The following is a 16,889-nucleotide window of genomic DNA, read 5'->3' on the forward strand; positions in this document are numbered from 1 at the left end:
TGTTGCTGACGTATATATACAGAGGCACAGGGGCTTAGATTTTTTATAGTTAGTAAAAAATATAGTAGCTTCGTTGTTTCAATACAATGGGCAAACCACCACCAGAACAATCTATTCTGGCCGTGTGTTGTTGTAAGACAGACGTTTATCTGCTACCATCATGCTGATTACCCCTGGCAGTCTTTTGGCCAACATCAATACTCCCAACGATCTTCGTAAACTCGATAAATCCCGCTTACCCCAGGTTGCAGATGAACTCCGCCAGTTTATTATTGACGATGTTTCAGTCTATGGTGGCCATTTTGGCGCTAGTTTGGGGGTAGTTGAATTAACCGTTGCGCTACACTATGTTTTCAACACGCCCGATGATCAACTCATTTGGGATGTAGGCCATCAGGCGTATGGTCATAAAATTCTGACGGGCCGTCGGGAGCGGTTTCATACAAATCGGTTTTATAAGGGTCTATCTGGGTTTCCAAAGCGGAAAGAAAGCCCCTACGACTCCTTTGGTGTGGGGCACTCGTCTACTTCTATTTCGGCCGCTTTAGGTATGGCCGTGGCTTCGCAGTTGCAGGGAAATTTTCAGCGTAATCACATCGCAGTCATTGGTGATGGGGCGCTAACCGCTGGCGAAGCCTTCGAAGGTATGAACCACGCAGGAGCTACAGATAGCAATCTGCTTATCGTCTTAAATGACAACTGCATGAGCATTGACCCTAACGTAGGGGCACTGCGCGAATATCTCACCGATATTACAACCTCGCAGACTTACAATAAGGTAAAAGACGAAGTCTGGAATCTGCTGGGTAAGATGGACAAGCTGGGCAAAACCGCTCAGGAGTTAGTATCACAGGTACAATCGGGCATTAAAAGCTCACTGCTGGAGCAGAGCAATTTATTTGAATCGCTCCATTTGCGGTATTTTGGTCCAATTGATGGTCACGATATTGACCATCTGGTAAGTGTTTTAGCCGATCTTAAAAATATTCCCGGTCCAAAGTTATTGCACGTTCTGACCGTAAAAGGTAAAGGCTACGGCCCTGCTGAAAAAGATCAGACGAAGTGGCACGCACCCGGTTTGTTTGATAAAGTGACGGGGGTTATCCAGAAGAAAGTGTACGATACGCCCCAACCCCCAAAATATCAGGAGGTTTTCGGGAATACTCTAGTTGAATTAGCAGAACAAAATCCCCGTATTGTGGGCGTAACGCCAGCTATGCCCTCTGGTTCATCGATGAATATCATGATGAAGGCCATGCCAAAGCGGGCCTTCGATGTAGGCATTGCCGAACAGCATGCTGTAACATTTTCGGCGGGGATGGCTACGCAGGGTGAAGTTGTATTCTGCAACATTTACTCGACATTCATGCAGCGGGCCTACGATCAGGTTATCCACGATGTCTGCATCCAGGAATTACCCGTTATTTTTTGCCTCGACCGAGCCGGATTCGCCGGAGCCGATGGCCCGACTCATCATGGTGCCTACGATCTGGCGTATATGCGCTGCATTCCTAATATGATTGTTGCCGCGCCTATGAACGAGCAGGAGTTGCGGAACATGATGTTCACTGCACAGTCTGATGAGGTGCAGAAGGGAAAACAGGCCTTCACGATTCGGTACCCACGGGGTGAAGGTGTAATGCCTATCTGGCGCACTCCACTTGAAAAACAGGTTATCGGTAAAGGCCGAATGATTTCCGATGGTGAAGATGTCGCTATTCTAACCATTGGTCATATCGGTAATTATGCCGTTCAGGCTACTGAGATGTTAGCGAAAGAAGGTATTCAACCTGCTCATTTCGATATGCGCTACGTGAAGCCGCTGGACGAAGAATTGCTGCACCAGATTTTTAGCCGCTTCAGTCGGGTAGTGACTGTTGAAGATGGTTGTGTCATGGGTGGTTTTGGTAGTGCAGTCCTGGAATTTATGGCGAATCACGGTTATATGGCTCGCGTTAAACGCCTTGGTATTCCCGACGCGGTCATCGAACATGGTGAGCAAATCGAGCTCCATCACGAATGTGGTTTTGATCCACAAGGTATCGCCACTGCTGTTCGTGAACTGTTATTTACAGGCCGAGCCATAACTGTTTAGCATTTTATTTTCGACAGGATTACAGCAATAACAGGATAATCCGAAATCCTGTTATTGCTGTAATCCTGTTTATTTTTTTATAGTTTATGAAAGTTTTCAAATTTGGCGGTGCCTCGGTAAAAGATTCGGCTGGTGTTCGTAACCTGGGTGAAATCATTAAAACGCAGGGGAAAGATGCATTCGTAGTTGTATCAGCGATGGGCAAAACTACCAATGCGCTTGAAGATCTTGTTCGCGCCTATGTGCATCGGCAGAATGAAAATACGCAGACTGTACTGGCAACGTTAAAAGACTTCCATCAGCGTATGAGCATCGAATTGCTGGGCAATTCTATTCCTGTTGATGAAACATTCGCTCATTTGGACCTGCTTTTAGCACAACCACCCAGTGCACCCTACGATGAAGTCTACGATCAGATCGTGTCATTGGGCGAAATCCTTTCTACGCAAATTATTGCCGCTTATTTGCAACAAAACAATGTTCCAACTCAATGGCTTGATGCACGCCAATTGATCTGTACAGATATAACTTTTCGCGAAGGGCGGGTTAACTGGACTGAGACCAATCAGCGTATTAGCCAGCGAGTAACCGGCAAAGGAGTCAAAATAACACAGGGCTTTGTTGGGCAGACGGCGACTAATCGGACAACGACTCTCGGTCGCGATGGGTCAGATTACTCAGCCGCCATTTTTGCCTATTGCCTAAATGCAGACAGCGTCACGATCTGGAAAGATGTCCCTGGCGTATTAAACGCCGATCCGAGGTGGTTTGATGAAACGATACTGTTAGACAAACTAACTTATCAGGATGCAATTGAACTGGCTTATTATGGGGCCACTGTCATTCATCCAAAAACGATTAAACCCTTACAAAACAAAGGTATTCCCCTCTACGTCCGGTCATTTCTTACGCCCGACGCGCCTGGAACTGTCATTGGTAATTTTGAGCAACATCTGTCGACACCATCGTTTATTTTCAAGGTCAATCAGGTGCTGATCTCGCTTCGACCAAATGATTTTTCATTTATCGCTGAAGACAATCTCAGTCGGATTTTTGGGCGATTCGCTCAGGCAGGAGTGAAAATCAACCTTATGCAGAACACCGCGATCAGTTTTTCGGTCGTTGTCGACAATAATCCTGATCGGGTACCTGCTTTATTAGCGCTGTTAAAGCAGGATTTTCGGGTTAGCTATAATGATAGTCTGGAGTTGATCACAATACGTTATTACGATCAGGGAACCATTGATCGGGTACTAGTCAATAAAAAACTGCTTTTAGAGCAGAAAAGTCGCTATACCGTGCAGTTAGTTGTTAAAGATTTAGGGTGATCTTTATCGACTTTAGCACCTAATCAGGTATGACTCGTCTCAAAAGTATAGCTCTTTATTTCTTGCTGACTCTATTAACGAGTGCTGGCGTTCGTGCGCAACTGCTTTCTGAGTCTATTCGCCTTAATCAGGTTGGGTTTTATCCTGATGCACCCAAGATAGCCATTGTGGTAGGTGAGGTTTCTGGCCCGTTTCAGATAACCACGCCAGACGGCAAAAAAGTACTTTTCTCGGGTACGCTCAGTGAGCCTCGGCAAAATGCTATCTCTGGGAAAATAGCGCATACTGCCGACTTCTCCGCCTTGCACACAACCGGAACTTTCGTTGTAGTTGTACCTGGCCTTGGGCGTTCGTATCCGTTTTCAATTCGCCCAGCTGTAAATCGAGATCTCGCGATTGGCGCCTTGAAAGGATATTATTATCAGCGAGCTTCTATTGCTTTACCTGAATCATTTGCAGGACAATGGCACAGACCAGCCGGTCATCCAGATACGCACGTGCTGATTCATCCGTCTGCGGCTTCAGTTACTCGCCCCGAAGGAACCACAATCTCGTCGCCAAGGGGTTGGTACGATGCTGGTGATTACAACAAATACATCGTCAACTCGGGGATTACGATGGGCACGTTGCTATCATTGTATGAAGATTTTCCCGATTTCTGCCGAACGTTAGTCACAACCATCCCCGAAAGTAAAAATAGTTTGCCCGATCTGCTCGACGAGTCGTTATGGAACCTTCGCTGGATGCTGACCATGCAAGACCCGGTCGATGGTGGTGTTTATCATAAACTGACCAACGCCCGCTTCGATGGAATGATTATGCCTGGTCAGGCGGAAAAAGATCGATACGTTGTTCAGAAAAGCATCACAGCTACCCTCGACTTTGCCGCTGTTATGGCTCAGGCAAGCCGTGTGTTTCGGCACTATAACCGGGAGCTTCCTGGTTTAGCGGACTCATGTATAACAGCCGCTGTTCATGCCTGGCAATGGGCGAAGCAGAACCCAACTATGCGCTATGATCAAAATGCGATGAACGGGCAATTTGAACCAGACGTAGTAACCGGGGGCTACGAAGATCGAGATGCCAGCGATGAATGGATTTGGGCGGCCACCGAACTCTATCTGACAACAAAAGACGAAGGTTATTATAAGGCAGTTAATCTGTTTCCCGATGAAAAAACACCATTACCATCGTGGTCGCAGGTGCGTACATTAGCCTATTACTCCCTAGCACGCTTTGGCAACAAGCTGACTCCAGTTGGCCAGAAAGACCTCGCTCAACTTAAAAACCGCCTGATTCAGTTCGCGGACCAGCTTCGGCAGGGAATAGACAAGCAGGCGTTTCAAACCGTTATGGGAAAATCGCCCAGCGATTACATCTGGGGAAGTAGCGCAGTGGCTGCGAATCAGGGAATTGCATTAATTCAGGCCTATCAACTGACTAATGACCGAGCCTATCTTGATGCAGCACTAACCAATCTGGATTATCTATTAGGCCGTAATGCAACGGGTTATTCGTTCGTGACTGGCTTTGGCAGCAAAACACCCCGGCATCCGCACCATCGGCCATCCGTTGCCGACGGCATTGAAGCCCCTGTTCCGGGTTTGTTATCGGGAGGTACAAATGCCAACGCAGCCCGGCAGGATAAATGTGTGGGCTACACCTCTACGTTTGCCGACGAAGTCTATCTCGACGACGATTGTTCCTATGCATCCAACGAAATTGCGATTAACTGGAATGCCCCGCTCGTCTATTTGGCCGCTGCGCTGGAAGCTCTACAAAAGAAAGCGCATTATAGTACGTCTTCAAAATGAGCTAGCTGGTCCGCTCTCCTTCACGTTATAGTTGATGCTCTCTAGATCACAGAGAGCCGCTCCATTTCCAGTGTCACAGTCTAACTCATTAAAAAGTGAGTTGTGATAAATCATTTTGCCGAAACTTCTTTGTTCCGGGGCCTAATCACTATGGAATACGGCTTATTCTTGCTATTTCTATAAGCCTGCAAATCAATCCTTTCAGCTTCTCTTCCTCTGACTACACACCACTAATTCTTTCATTTTCAGATAGTTAATACAATTCGACTTAGCCTTCACTGGTTAATCAATGCTCAATGAAGAGGCTAATAGGTATCAGGTAGAAACTATCCATCAGGCAGTAATCTCTCTCACGATCTCCTAGTTTTCTCAATTTTTCACCCTGTATAGTTCAATTTTTCAAAAAAATAATCAAATAAAGACTAAGGGTTTTTCAGGTCAAGAACGTCTTTCTCCCAGAAGATGCCCTTTCAGACAACGGGTAAGGGGTATAAAAAATGGAGGTAAATCTGCCGCCAGTAAGGAACCACTAGCTTCATTCGCCAACACAAATGGGACAAATCCGACAATTAACCCAAACCAAAGAAATAGGTCAGCCGTATTTGGGGGAAATAGACGAAGCGAGTGGAAATCTCTCTGCAAAGGTTAGTTTAGACACTGAACTGTTTTTACGAAAAACGTTTGAGCAAGATGTCGATGCAGGAATCAGTCTTCTGTTCCGGCATTATTATGCCATGCTATGTAGTCATGCAGTCCGGTACGTTTCCTCTAAAGCGATTGCAGAAGATATTGTGTCGGATATATTTTATGAATTTCAGGCAGATCTACGCTACCAAACGATTACATCTTCCTATCGAGCCTACTTATTTACGATGGTTCGGAATCGGGCTTTTGACCACGTCCGGGCAGAAATGAGGCATACGACCTCACTTGATAAAGCCGAATTTATTCCGGCTCATACAACCCAAAGTCCTGATTCTATTACACAATATGAGGAGTTGTATCATGATGTCGAAAATGCCATCAATAGCATGCCTTTGAAGCGTCGGCAAATTTATGTGATGCACCGATTTGAGGGGAAGAAGTACCAGGAAATCGCGGATGAACTACAACTTTCATTACGTACAATTGAAGCCCACGTATACCAGGCTATGCGTCAGATTCGAAATACGCTTAAAGATAAATGGCTAATGATTATTTGTGTAGGGAGCCAGTTTTGGTATTGAATAGGTATTTTTTAGCTAGTGACTAAGTGTTTATACCAGCTGCAACCGTCATACTGCTACGAACGCTTCGCACACTCACTGTTCAAACGCTTCTCTCATGAAAAATCAGGTATCAAAAGAAACACTCTTTAACTACTTCGCCGGAGGGGCAACCGCTTTGCAAAAACAGTTAATTGATGAGTGGGCGAAAGACGAGAGTAACCAGGAGTTCTTTTTTGAATGCCTCGCTATATGGGAAAGTCAGAATCCACAATTCATTGCCGACGCCAATGAGGGATTAAAACGGCACCAGCAACGCATAGCCAGTCAGCAAAATGAAGACACGCATCAGTTGGTTACCGCCGAAGAATCGACTACGTATTGGGTAAGGCCGATATGGGTTCGGACCATGATAGCGGCTTCGCTAGGAATTATTCTTTTACTCGGTGGCGTCTTTTTCAAAGACGATGTGCTTTTTAAAACATACAGCACCGCATATGGCGAAACCAGCAAGGTTATGCTCTCAGATGGGAGTCAGGTTACACTTAATGCGAACTCATCATTACGTGTACCACGCTTCGGATTTGGCAAGGAAACGCGCGAAGTCGTTTTGGTAGGTGAGGCCGATTTCTGCATCAAGCATATGCCTGATCACCAACACTTTGTCGTTCAGACGAATAAAAACTTTGAAGTGGTTGTTTTGGGTACCGAGTTCCTGGTAAGCACACGCGAAACTGGAAAGAAAGTCGTGTTGAATAAAGGGAAAGTTCGTCTGCTGTATCAGGAAGGGAAGACGAACAAGCAATTAACGATGAAGCCAGGCAACCTGGTTACGTTTGACAACGAGGGGCGTATTCGTGTAAAGCAAACGCCTAAACCGCAGGATTTTATAGCCTGGGAAGAGCACCGATTTGTGTTTGACGGAACGACCCTGGCAGAGATCAGTACCCTTTTTGCTGAAAACTACGGGATAAAGCTTCAGATACCAGACAAAGCCCTGACTCAATGGACTATTTCAGGAGCTTTCACGGCTTACACCGCAAAAGACCTTATTGAAACTTTGGCTAGCGCATCAAACCTGACCTACCGACAGCAGGGTGACACTATTGTCATCACCCAAACCCATTAATCCTAAAACCTACTAAATATGAAAAAAAATGTATTTATTCTACTCCTCGTCGGAGTAGGGCTGGGAGGAGTACGTCCTGGTTTTTCGCAAACGCTGGCCAGAGCGCAACAGGTTCAGCAACGGGAAACATCAGGAAAAACGTCCTCAAAAAAGCTGAAAGACGTACTGAAACAGTTGCAGGAGCATTATGCCACTGATATTCTGTTTTTCGACCGAAACGTAGAAGGTCTGACAGTAGCTGGCGACGCCGTTAATTTCAATTTTACTATTGAGACGAACCTGACAACTATTTTAAAGCCACTTGGCCTACGCTACAAGAAAGCAAAGAATGGCGGTTATGTTGTGGTGGGTAAAGAATCGACAGACAAAACAGACGCTAATCTCAAACAAATTCCCCTCAACTTTCCCACCCGCTCCGACAAAGCTGATTCTGAAACCGATAGCCGACAGTCAGCTTCAGAGTCGGCAACAGACGCAGGGGATGACAAAGAGAAAGCAGCTGATATCACAGTTCAGGGAACGGTAAAGGATGAAAAGGGCGAAGGTTTGCCTGGGGTAAGTATTGTGTTGAAAGGAGCACAGAAAGGAACAAATACCGATGCCGATGGGCATTATAAACTGGATGTACCCAATGGTTCTTCTATCCTGATCTTTAGCTTTGTTGGATATCAGCCGCAGGAAATTACCGTTGGCAATCGAGCCACTCTTGATGTTGTTCTCAAAACAGACAATAAAACACTCGACGAAATTGTCGTGATTGGATACGGGTCGATCGAAAAGAAAGATCTGACAGGTTCAGTTGCCTCCGTTGGCAGCAAGTCGATCCAGGAACTAGCCGTTCCCCGGGTCGATCAGGCATTGATGGGTAAAATTGCCGGTGTTCAGGTTAAACCCGTTTCGGGCGAACCGGGTGCCGCACCACAAATCAGAATACGGGGCGTAGGTAGCATCTCGGCAGGTGGCGGTCCTTTGTATGTTGTCGACGGATTTCCTATTTCCAGTATCCAGACCCTGAACCCAAACGATGTTGAAACCATCGACGTACTGAAAGACGCATCAGCCACAGCCATTTACGGATCTCGCGGATCAAACGGGGTCGTTATTATCAATACCAAGCGAGGAAAATCTGGGAAAGCCGTTATCAATTTTAATTACCAGCTTGGCTTCCAGAAGATAGCCAAACGGCCCGTTTATCAGACGGGTCTGGAAGAAGCACAACACTATCTGGATGGGGTACGGAACCGGAATCTTGACGAGGGAAATGATGTGTCAGGAAACCCAACCACGTGGAAGGCCCCCGTTCCGCAAACGATTGTCGATGTACTGTCGGGCAAAATAACGACCAATGAAGACCCCCTGGATGCCATATTGCGCACCGCTCCCCAGCATCAATATCAGTTAAGCGCCAATGGCGGCAGCGAGAATATTCGCTATGCGCTGAGTGGCGAGTTTCTAAATCAGGATGGTATTATTCTGAACAGCAATTTCAAACGCTATTCGTTCCGGGCTAATATCGATGCACGTCTAACCCCGAAACTTACCTTAAAAGTTAATTTCAATCCATCGTATACCGACAAAACAAACGTGGGTGGAGCAGGGGCCGAAGACTTAACAACCTATAGCGATATCACCAACAGCCCTTTATACAATGCCATTGTAATTCCAACGTATCAATCTTTACTGAACCCAGATGGGAGCTATTATCCATTTGGAAACGGGCTGGATGCCGTAGTAACCAGCAAAAACCCACTAGCGCTGGCACAGGAAGTTAAAGGGAAACAGAAAGGATTTGGCTTTTTAGGGAACACCTTCCTCGAGTATTCTATCCTGAATAATTTGAAAGTGAATGTTATGCTGGGTATTAATCTGATGAACATCAAAGGCAGTTACTTTAAGCCCCAGCTACCTGCTTTTTTAAATGAACTGGCGTCGGGTACTGATAACGCATCGATGCGTTTAAACTGGATCACAGAAACTACGCTGAATTATACCAAAAGTTTCGGCAAACATAACTTCACCGGTTTGCTTGGTTATACAACCCAGCGGGAAACGTTTGAATCCAACACCTTAACCAGTAATAAATACCCGAATAACCTGGTTCCGACACTGAGTGCGGTGAGTAACATTCTGACTGCCGGGACATCCAATGTAGCGGAATGGTCGCTGGTCTCTTACCTGGGACGTATCAATTACAACTACAACAGTAAATACTATGCTACTGCTTCCATTCGGACAGATGGCTCGTCGCGGTTTGGGGCGGATAACAAATATGGTTTATTCCCCTCGTTAGCCTTAGCCTGGCGTGTTTCGGACGAAAACTTCATGAAAGAGTTTCGCTTCCTGAATGAGCTTAAATTAAGAGCCAGTTACGGTAGAACGGGGAATAACAACATTGGTAACTATGACCAGCTAGCGACCATTAACTATGAAAAATATGTGCTGGGTAATACTGGCGTTGGTGGATTTTCTGCCGGCAGACTAGGCAACCCGGCCTTAACCTGGGAGAAACAACAGCAAATTAATGCCGGTATCGACGTAAGTTTTTTAAATAATCGAATCGCATTAACCGTCGATCACTTCCGGTCTACCAATACCGATTTGCTGCTAAATGTAAACGTACCGGATATTACCGGGTTCAATACGGCGCTAAAGAACATTGGCGAAGTCAAAAACAATGGCTGGGAGTTTGCCGTAAATACCGTCAATGTTGAGGGTAAATTTCGCTGGCAGACAAGCTTGAATTTCTCAACCTATAAGAACAAGGTTACCAAATTAGGGCCTTCTGGTGACCCCATCATTTCACCCCAGGGTGGCAATATTACCATGATTGGCCAGCCGGTTGGTATGTTTTATGGCTGGCTAACGAACGGCATCTTCGCCACAAAAGCTGATTTGGATAAGGGGCCTCTTTGGAATCCGGGCGGACGTGATGCGTCGCGCGTTGGGGATGTTCGTTTTGTGGATGTCAGTGGTCCGAATGGTGTGCCGGATGGCATCATCAATAGCTTCGATAGAACCATCATGGGCTCGCCTTACCCGGATTTTTACTACGGTATGACTAACCAATTCTCGTACAAGAACTTTACGTTAAGTGTTAGTCTACAGGGCGTTCAGGGGAACAGTGTACTAGCCTTGTCCAGAGAGCAGTCGGCTAATGATAGAGCCCGGTTCCGGCAATATGCCATTATGAATAATTACTGGAAATCGGAATCCGATCCGGGGAATGGCTATTCGGTTCGGCCTAACGATGTGCCAACGGGTAATTTCAGAGGTACGTATAGCCAACGCTGGCTGGATGATGGATCCTATCTCCGGATCAACAACATCGCCTTTGGGTATGCGTTGCCTGAAAACATAGCGAAGAAACTCACATTCAGTGCGATTCGCCTGACGTTCACCGCTAACAATCCCTTCCTGTTTACGAAATACATTGGCTTTAATCCAGATGTCAGCCTGAACTCCAGTCCACTTGCGCCGGGCAATGAACGCTATGACTACCCGACTGCGAAGAGCATAATTTTTGGTATCAATCTGGGTTTCTAACCAGTAAAAAATTTCATATAATGAAAAAGATCCTAACCTTATTAGCTGTATTCTCGCTACTACTAACCGCCTGTAATAAGCAGTTTATCGAAATCCTTCCCGTTGATACGGTGACGGTCGATGTACTGTATAAAACCGATAAAGACTATCAGGATGCGGTAATTGGCATCTACAGTATTTACCAGGATCAGTATCAGAACATGTATTATTTTGGCGACATCCGCGCCGATGATACGTGGGATGAACTGGTGAAAGGCACGGCAGGGGCTGTCGATAATTTTACACTTTCCAACGACGACCCGCTACTGAGAGACACCTGGCGGAATTATTATAAAGCGATCACTCGGGCCAATACGTTGCTGGAAAAAATCGCTACCGCCGATACTAAAGTTGTGACAAACAAAGACCGGCACACGGCTGAAGCCAAATTTCTGCGGGCACTGGCCTATTTCGATCTGGTCAGAATATTTGGGGACGTACCTATGGTGACAACCACTTTATCCATTGATGACTCCTATAAAACACCCCGCGAAAAAGTGGACAAAATTTATGATGAAGTTATCATAAAAGATCTGCTCGATGCCGAAACCAAACTGCCTGCTACTTATTCGGGTACCGATGTGGGCCGGGCTACCAAAGGGGCTGCCAAGGCGCTGCTGGGCAAAGTGTATCTGACCCGGAAAGATTTTGTAAAGGCCGAAGCAAAATTGCAGGAAGTAACTACCATCGGCTATAGCCTGCTGGCCAACTGGGCTGACTTATACGATTATACCAAAAATGAGCACCATAGTGAATACATATACGACATCGAATACGAGCAGGGCTTAAGCACCGAAGGGAGCATTTTCACCAATCGATTTACGCCCAAAGTGACGTCCATGATTGCCTTTTATGGGATTGCCGGACAAGTTGATGATCAGAATACACCCCACCAGGTGCTGTTCGATTTGTTTGAAGCGAAAGACAAACGAAAAGACATTACGGCATCGCGGGGCTATACGGATGCGACGGGTAAGTTTATTCCCATCCTCATTTCCTCCAACAACATGTCGGCCTATACGCGCAAATATATTGTGAAGATAACAACGGCCAACGACAGCCCGGCCAACTGGAAAGTGATTCGCTATGCAGATGTATTATTGATGTATGCCGAAGCTTTAAATGAAAATGGGAAGACGGCAGCCGCTTTGCCTTATCTGAACCAGATTCGGACCCGAGCGGGTATTGACGCACTAGGCACGCTGTCGCAGGCGGATCTGCGTGATCAAATCGTTCTGGAACGCCGTCGGGAACTTGCTTTTGAAGGTCATCGCTGGTTTGATTTAGTACGTACTGGTCAGGCTTATACGGTGATGCAGAAATATGGAATGCGACCTTATAATACGCTATTCCCCATACCGTTTGCGCAGATTCAGTTGATTAACAATCCGGCCATATTCGCCCAAAACCCAGGCTACAATTGATTCTTAGTTTAGTGAGGATAATAATGTTTCGTACGGCTTTATTATAAAAACAAATTTAACCACAGAGACACAGAAACCACAAAGCTTTAAGCACCTAATTTTCAAAGAAATACACCTTTATTCTCTCTGTGCCTCTGTGGTTAAAAAATGTACTTTCCTGGCTTATAAATTCCCAAATTCCTTTTTAAAAACTTGAGATATGAAATCGAAAAAGCATCTTCTTTCCTTTGTTGTAAGCGGCTTATTGCTCATAACGGCAACAGCCTGGGTATCCTCTTCTAAAGATAACCTTACGGCCAATTTCGCCAAACCGGCCCCAAAAGCGCCAAAGGTGCAGCGGTTATTATACGTAGCAACACCAGGCGTCCGGAATTACCTCGGCTATGGCGGGCATGGTATACAGGTCTTTGATATGGATAACAATCACAAGTTTGTGAAATACATCAAAACGACCGGGTTTAGTAAAAGCGGGAAACCCTCCAATGTGAAAGGTGTCGATGTGAGTATATCGTTGAACTGCATTTATATCAGCACACTCGAAGCTGTTCAATGTGTGGATATTACAACCGAAAAGGTTTTGTGGGAAAAACAGTATGAAGGGGGCGTCGACCGAATCTCGGTTTCGCCCGATGGTAAGATTATTTACATGCCTTCTTTGGAAAAAGAGTTCTGGACCGTAGTGGATGCCAAAACGGGTGATGTGATCAAAAAGATCGTGACCAACTCGGGTTCCCACAATACCATTTATGGTCCCGATGGCAATTATGTGTATCTGGCTGGTCTTAAATCGAACATGTTAAACGTTGCTGATACCAAAACACATACGGTAACCAAGCAGGTTGGCCCTTTCGGCGCAGATATTCGCCCGTTCACTATTAACGGTTCGCAGACACTCGTTTACGTGAATGTGAATGGATTATTGGGTTTTGAAATCGGGGATTTAGTAACCGGAAAATTCCTGCATCGTGTGGTGGTTGAAGGCTGGAATATTGGCGAAGTAAAACGTCATGGCTGCCCTAGCCATGGCATCGGGATGACCCCGGATGAAAAGGAAATCTGGTTGTGCGATGGTGCCAATTATCGGTTGCATGTCTTTGACAACACAGTAATGCCACCTGTACAGAAAACAACGATAGCGTTAAAAGATACGCCCGGCTGGATCACGTTTAGCCTGGATGGTAAATATGCATACCCATCAACTGGCGATGTCATTGATGTGAAGACCCGTAAAATTGTCGCTTCGCTGGAAGATCAGAATCACAATGATGTGCAAAGTGAGAAAATGGTTGAAATCCACTTTGTTAATGGCAAAGCCGTAGCGGCAGGTGATCAATTTGGCATTGGTCAAGTGAAAAAAGCGTCAAAGAATTAGGTTGAAATTCACCTGCGTTGGCATTGTTTAGGGTCTATTTTTTGGCATGGCTCCGGCCATGCCAAAAAATGCACATAACTTACCTTTTGAACGACTAATCGAAATCCTAAACAAATTATGAGATCATTACAAAGCAGTGTTTTTCTAGCACTTATATTGACCATAACCCTGCTCCGTCAAGGGTATGCCCAATCAACTACCGACTGGACAAAGGAAAAGGCTGCGGCATGGTACAACAATATGACCTGGTTAAATAGCTTACAGGCAAAACCATCCGAAACCATTGACCAGCAGGAATTTGCGAAGCAATATCATGCCAATAAAGCCGGTTGGGATAAAGCCTTTGCGTTTTTAAGAGATACCGATTTCACGAAGCTCCGAGTTGGCAAATACCCCATCGACGATGATAATGTCTATGCAACCATCAGCGAAGGTCCGCCAAGAGAGATGTCAAACACAAAGTGGGAAGCACACCATACCTATAACGACATTCATTTTGTCGTAAAGGGGAAGGAGCAAATTGGAGTAATGCCCGTGGCTGGTGCGAAGGTAAATGAGGATTATAATTCGACGAAGGATATCGGTTTTTATACGATTGATAATGGAAGCTTTTATGTAGCAGAACCGGGTATTTTCTTTATCGCTACCCCCAAACAAGCGCATAATCCCAGCAACAAAGTAGAAGGTTATGATGGCGTGAAAAAAGTAGTCGTCAAAGTCAAAGCCGCGATGTAGGTTAGGTTTGAATCCACAAAATCAACATTCCTTCCCCACAACCAACTCATAAAAATATGGAGTTAGTATTTCTGGATGTCAAAACAATGGGTGACATTCCTAATCTTAACCTAATTGAAAAGTTTGGCAACGTAACCTATTATCAGACAACCCGCCCAGAGCAAACACTGGAACGAATTCAGAACGCCGACATTGTTATTACCAATAAGGTCGTACTCGATAAGGCTATCATTGAACAGGCCAGTAAGCTGAAATTTATATGCATTGCCGCCACTGGCACCAACAATATCGATAAAGCAGCCGCCGAAAAGCGAGGTATTCCGGTAAAGAATGCCATGGATTATTCGACCCAGAGCGTTACCCAGGGCACTTTCGCGATCTTGTTTCACCTGCTGGTTAACATTCCTTATTTCGATCACTACGTAAAAGACGGAGACTATTCCAGAACCGACATATTTACCCACTTTGGCAACGGTTTCTGGGAGTTGAACGGAAAGCGGTTCGGCATTATCGGTCTGGGTGCTATTGGCAGGCAGGTCGCCAAAGTTGCCGATGCCTTTGGCTGCGAGGTTGTTTACTATTCTACCTCTGGCCAAAACAACCAACAGCCTTATATGCGACTGGAATTGGAAGAATTCCTGGCAACATCTGACGTTGTATCCATCCACGCTCCACTCAATGAAAACACGGCTAACCTTATGAATTATGATCGCCTGAAACAAATGAAAAAGTCGGCGATCCTGATCAACGTAGGGCGGGGAGGCATTGTCAACGAGGCAGATCTGGCACAAGCACTGGACGAAGGACTTATTGCAAGTGCGGGCATCGATGTATTCACAAAAGAGCCCATTAGCCCGGAAAATCCACTTTTACACGTAAAAAACAAAGCGAGACTAGCCCTCAGCCCACATGTTACCTGGGCAAGTATTGAAGCGCGGACGATGCTCATGGAGAAAGTGGGCCGCAACATCGACGAGTTTTTAAATGATCGAAATTGAGTCAATGGTCATTAGGTATCACCAATGGCTAAACATGACAATCCAATAAACCCGGCCTTACCCTTACCAACAACCAGATGAAAATTAGAGCAGCCGTCTTACACGAAATGGGCAAAGAACGCCCGTATACAACCAGCAAACCACTGACGATTGAAGAGGTTGAATTACAAGCACCCCGAACCGGCGAAGTACTTGTACAAATCAAAGCGGCTGGACTTTGTCATTCCGACCTATCGGTCATTGATGGAAATCGTCCTCGTCAGATGCCTATGGTTCTGGGCCACGAAGCTTGCGGGGTCGTCGTTGAATTGGGGACAGATGTGCACGATCTTGCCGTGGGTGACCATGTTGTATTCTCCTTTCTGCCGATCTGTAACCATTGCATGCCCTGCATGACGGGTCGTCCGGCACTTTGTGAGAATGGGCTTGCGTCTAACAATAAAGGCGAATTACTGGGCGGTGGCTTCCGGCTGGAAGATCAGCACCACCAACCCGTTCATCACCACATGGGCGTGTCCGGTTTTGCCGAGTACACCGTCGTTTCCCGAAAATCGATCGTAAAAATAGATCCGACATTGCCGTTTGACATTGCCGCCCTGTTTGGCTGCGCCATCATGACGGGGGTGGGAGCCGTAATCAATACGGCAAAATTGATGCTCGGTCAAACGGTGCTCATTACAGGTATGGGCGGCATCGGATTCGCAGCCTTACTGGGTGCACTAGCCGGAGGAGCGAGTAAAATAATTGTTGCCGATGTCAACCAGGAAAAACTGGACAAAGCTCTTGAACTGGGTGCCCATGTCGCGGTTAATTCCTCTCAGGCCGATGCCGTAGAGCAGGTAAGAGACTTAACCCGTGGGGGCGTAGATATAGGGTTTGAGTTTGCGGGCGTTGTTGCCGCTTTGGAATTTACCTACAACGCCACAGGTCGGGGTGGTAAAACAGTAACGGCTGGTTTACCGCACCCCAGCAAAATGATGCAGCTTTCACCAACGAAGCTAGTTGCCGATGAACGAACCTTACAGGGCTCTTACATAGGCAGTTGTGTCCCGGTTCGGGATATTCCGGCCTACATCGCGCTCTATCAATCGGGCCGACTACCTGTCGATAAGCTTATGACGCACAAGCTAGGCTTAGACGATGTAAATGAAGGGTTTGAACGATTAGCCAAAGGCGAAGCCATTCGCCAGATAATCACTTTCTGATC

At 46.1% G+C, this 16,889-nt stretch carries 11 protein-coding genes; all 11 read left to right on the plus strand.

Translation table 11 applies throughout. The annotated features are described in order from the left end of the window. Positions 1 to 160 precede the first annotated feature (160 nt). The 11 genes from dxs (at position 161) to GO755_RS20230 (ending at position 16,887) form a co-directional block, all read left to right on the plus strand. Positions 161 to 2,095, plus strand: a complete 1,935-nt coding sequence (gene dxs / locus GO755_RS20180; protein ID WP_157587098.1) for a 1-deoxy-D-xylulose-5-phosphate synthase — start codon at positions 161 to 163, stop codon at positions 2,093 to 2,095. An 86-nt stretch (positions 2,096 to 2,181) separates the two neighbouring features. Next, complete coding sequence (locus GO755_RS20185; RefSeq protein WP_157587099.1) at positions 2,182 to 3,423, plus strand: aspartate kinase; 1,242 nt, start codon at positions 2,182 to 2,184, stop codon at positions 3,421 to 3,423. 29 nt (positions 3,424 to 3,452) lie between these two features. Then, complete coding sequence (locus tag GO755_RS20190; protein ID WP_157587100.1) at positions 3,453 to 5,237, plus strand: glycoside hydrolase family 9 protein; 1,785 nt, start codon at positions 3,453 to 3,455, stop codon at positions 5,235 to 5,237. A 551-nt stretch (positions 5,238 to 5,788) separates the two neighbouring features. Beyond that, positions 5,789 to 6,463 (plus strand): RNA polymerase sigma-70 factor, encoded by a 675-nt coding sequence (locus tag GO755_RS20195; RefSeq protein ID WP_157587101.1) that lies wholly within the window; start codon positions 5,789 to 5,791, stop codon positions 6,461 to 6,463. Between the two features lie 97 nt (positions 6,464 to 6,560). After that, positions 6,561 to 7,571, plus strand: coding sequence for a FecR family protein (locus GO755_RS20200; RefSeq protein WP_157587102.1), 1,011 nt, complete (start codon positions 6,561 to 6,563; stop codon positions 7,569 to 7,571). An 18-nt stretch (positions 7,572 to 7,589) separates the two neighbouring features. Beyond that, the gene (locus GO755_RS20205) at positions 7,590 to 11,114 is read left to right on the plus strand and encodes a SusC/RagA family TonB-linked outer membrane protein (RefSeq protein WP_157587103.1); all 3,525 of its coding nucleotides are present in this window, start codon (positions 7,590 to 7,592) and stop codon (positions 11,112 to 11,114) included. A 20-nt stretch (positions 11,115 to 11,134) separates the two neighbouring features. Further along, complete coding sequence (locus tag GO755_RS20210) at positions 11,135 to 12,577, plus strand: RagB/SusD family nutrient uptake outer membrane protein (RefSeq protein WP_157587104.1); 1,443 nt, start codon at positions 11,135 to 11,137, stop codon at positions 12,575 to 12,577. A 199-nt stretch (positions 12,578 to 12,776) separates the two neighbouring features. Beyond that, entirely contained in the window at positions 12,777 to 13,949 is a 1,173-nt protein-coding gene (locus GO755_RS20215; protein WP_157587105.1) for a beta-propeller fold lactonase family protein, read from the plus strand. A gap of 117 nt (positions 13,950 to 14,066) precedes the next feature. Further along, the gene (locus GO755_RS20220) at positions 14,067 to 14,684 is read left to right on the plus strand and encodes a YhcH/YjgK/YiaL family protein (protein ID WP_157587106.1); all 618 of its coding nucleotides are present in this window, start codon (positions 14,067 to 14,069) and stop codon (positions 14,682 to 14,684) included. Between the two features lie 56 nt (positions 14,685 to 14,740). Further along, on the plus strand, positions 14,741 to 15,682 hold the full coding sequence (locus GO755_RS20225) for a D-2-hydroxyacid dehydrogenase (protein ID WP_157587107.1): 942 nt from the start codon (positions 14,741 to 14,743) through the stop codon (positions 15,680 to 15,682). A gap of 77 nt (positions 15,683 to 15,759) precedes the next feature. Continuing rightward, a complete protein-coding gene (locus GO755_RS20230) occupies positions 15,760 to 16,887 on the plus strand; it encodes a zinc-dependent alcohol dehydrogenase family protein (RefSeq protein WP_157587108.1) in 1,128 nt (375 codons plus the stop codon). Positions 16,888 to 16,889 lie beyond the last annotated feature (2 nt).

The organism is Spirosoma arboris (genome assembly GCF_009754945.1).
GTDB classification, from domain to species: Bacteria; Bacteroidota; Bacteroidia; order Cytophagales; family Spirosomataceae; genus Spirosoma; species Spirosoma arboris.

Bases quoted from the DNA above. Each gene is read 5' to 3' on its own strand.
- GO755_RS20205 (WP_157587103.1), top strand. From the start codon at position 7,590: ATGAAAAAAAATGTATTTATTCTACTCCTCGTCGGAGTAGGGCTGGGA.
- GO755_RS20225 (WP_157587107.1), top strand. From the start codon at position 14,741: ATGGAGTTAGTATTTCTGGATGTCAAAACAATGGGTGACATTCCTAAT.
- GO755_RS20200 (WP_157587102.1), top strand. From the start codon at position 6,561: ATGAAAAATCAGGTATCAAAAGAAACACTCTTTAACTACTTCGCCGGA.
- GO755_RS20220 (WP_157587106.1), top strand. From the start codon at position 14,067: ATGAGATCATTACAAAGCAGTGTTTTTCTAGCACTTATATTGACCATA.
- GO755_RS20210 (WP_157587104.1), top strand. From the start codon at position 11,135: ATGAAAAAGATCCTAACCTTATTAGCTGTATTCTCGCTACTACTAACC.
- GO755_RS20185 (WP_157587099.1), top strand. From the start codon at position 2,182: ATGAAAGTTTTCAAATTTGGCGGTGCCTCGGTAAAAGATTCGGCTGGT.
- GO755_RS20215 (WP_157587105.1), top strand. From the start codon at position 12,777: ATGAAATCGAAAAAGCATCTTCTTTCCTTTGTTGTAAGCGGCTTATTG.
- GO755_RS20190 (WP_157587100.1), top strand. From the start codon at position 3,453: ATGACTCGTCTCAAAAGTATAGCTCTTTATTTCTTGCTGACTCTATTA.
- GO755_RS20195 (WP_157587101.1), top strand. From the start codon at position 5,789: ATGGGACAAATCCGACAATTAACCCAAACCAAAGAAATAGGTCAGCCG.
- dxs (WP_157587098.1), top strand. From the start codon at position 161: ATGCTGATTACCCCTGGCAGTCTTTTGGCCAACATCAATACTCCCAAC.
- GO755_RS20230 (WP_157587108.1), top strand. From the start codon at position 15,760: ATGAAAATTAGAGCAGCCGTCTTACACGAAATGGGCAAAGAACGCCCG.